Here is a 1768-nt window from a genome sequence, read left to right as displayed (position 1 = left end):
TCGTCGGCAGGGTAAGATGGGTAAAAGGGACAGGACGACGGCTCGACGTCGTCGAGCACGGCGAGGCGGTAGTGGAACGTATGGCCCTGCTGTTGCGGCAGCGCCGGCGGCGTTGCGGCCAGCGCCAGGCTGGCCATCGATACCACCGCGCAGATTGCGCAGAGGTCGGCGGCGCCGGGATGATGATGGTCGATATCCGGATCGGCCGGGCCATCGGCCGCGGTGAGCTCGGCGACCGCAGCTGTCGCCCGCTCGAGGCTGTGGACATGGCCGAACGACAGGGCGAACTGCAGGGCCAGCGCGATCAGCGCCAGCCGTGCCCCCCATCGGATGTTCGCCCGCACCCAGTCCATGTCGCCCCAGCCTCTCACGGTGCCGGCGTCGTCCCGCGCCACGCAACGTTACAATGTAACATTGCGGTAACGACCTCCGCTGTCAACGGAGGTCCGGACGAAGGTCGGCGGGTGTGACTTTTGCGCCAGGGGCAGCGGTCGTCACTTCGACTTCGGCAACAGCCCCTTAAGCTTGTCCATGTCGGAGACGTTCATCTTGATGCCGCCGGGCATCACGATGTCGCCGGGCTTCTGGCCGTCCTTGCAGGGGCCGAGCCATTTCGCTTGCAGCGTCGTGGCGGTCTCCTTGGGAACGCCGGGCAGCGGGTTCTCGTTGTGCGAGGTCACCTTGACGGTGTAGGCCGAATTGAAGTCGCCGGTGATCTCGGCGTGCGAGGTCGTCGTCATGCCGGCGATCTTGCACACGGTATCGTTGACGTAGCCGGTCGCGGTCTTCTGGATCGCCGGCTTGGAGCAAGCGTCGGTCGCCATCGGCTGCACGGCAGCCGTCATCTTCTTGTCGGTGGTCTCGTCGGTGCAGTGCTGCATCGCGACGCCTTCACCGGCAGAGCCCGAGCCCTGCATCTTCAGTTCCCACAGTCCCGGCTTGCGGGTCGGCAGATCGATCGCCTGCGCCGCCGTCGCCGGCACGGCGAGCAGCAGCGGAAGCAGCCAGATACGGGCGAGACGGCCACGGCTCATTGCAGCGTCTCCGCTCAGTACTTGGTGCGCAGCGGGCGCTGGTCGGCGCCATACGGCACCCAGCGGCAGGCGAACGAGACGTAACCGCCGTAATTGGCCTGGACGCCGAGCAGTTTCACCACCTTGCCGTAGCGGGCGCAGTGGTCGACCGCCATCGCGCGGATGTCGGCGTGGCCGATCAGATTGGTGGAGATGATGCCGCCGGTGTCATTGCCCGTGAACGGCGGGACGTAGTCGGCGCGTGCCGCCGTGCTCGCCAGCACCGCACTCAGAATGGCCAAGCCCGCGGCCCCCATCAATCGCATCGCAATCTCCTCATGTCGTTGGATTCGAGTCTAGAACGCCCCTGCAAGAATGAAAAGAACGCCCGGCTGTTCCGCTACGGGTTGTGCCGAGGTGTGGCCGCGCCGCACTTGACCTCGGCATGGCTTCGCGGCACCGTCCGCCGCATCAAATTCGGGTGGACCTGCCATGCGATTCCTCAAGACGTTGAAGACGCCCGTCGCCGCGGTCGCGGTTCTGCTCGGCCTGTTTGCGCTGGCGCCAGTCGCGCAGGCGGCCAATCCGCTCGAGATGAACTTCTGGCTGTCGGGCCCGCGTTACGACGGCAACCTGCCGCCGTGCGAAGCGGCGCTGCCGTCGATCACCCATCAGTTCGCCGAGAAGGAAGGCACCTTCTGGAATTCGGAGCTGCGGATCACGGCCTATGGCAAGATCCGCGCCATCGCATTCCG

Annotated in this window: 3 protein-coding genes and 1 pseudogene; 1 reads left to right on the top strand and 3 read right to left on the bottom strand. The window is 66.1% G+C overall.

The genetic code is table 11. The annotated features are described in order from the left end of the window. The 3 genes from DY468_RS24470 to DY468_RS24460 all read right to left on the bottom strand — a co-directional run. Window positions 1-353 (bottom strand): hypothetical protein (locus DY468_RS24470; RefSeq protein ID WP_164608200.1); only part of this gene is annotated, 353 nt, incomplete at its 3' end. Between the two features lie 141 nt (window positions 354-494). Then, window positions 495-1034 (bottom strand): DUF3617 domain-containing protein, encoded by a 540-nt coding sequence (locus DY468_RS24465; RefSeq protein ID WP_164608198.1) that lies wholly within the window; start codon window positions 1032-1034, stop codon window positions 495-497. A 14-nt stretch (window positions 1035-1048) separates the two neighbouring features. Then, a complete protein-coding gene (locus DY468_RS24460; protein ID WP_164608196.1) occupies window positions 1049-1339 on the bottom strand; it encodes a hypothetical protein in 291 nt (96 codons plus the stop codon). A 166-nt stretch (window positions 1340-1505) separates the two neighbouring features. Between DY468_RS24460 and DY468_RS24455 the strand changes: the two are divergent. After that, window positions 1506-1768, top strand: a pseudogene (locus tag DY468_RS24455) (hypothetical protein); the annotation flags it as partial.

Source organism: Rhodopseudomonas sp. BR0M22 (assembly GCF_010907035.1).
In the GTDB taxonomy this organism is placed as follows: Bacteria; Pseudomonadota; Alphaproteobacteria; order Rhizobiales; family Xanthobacteraceae; genus Rhodopseudomonas.
Note: the sequence above shows the minus strand (reverse complement) of the source record. Positions and strands in the feature narration are given on the sequence as shown.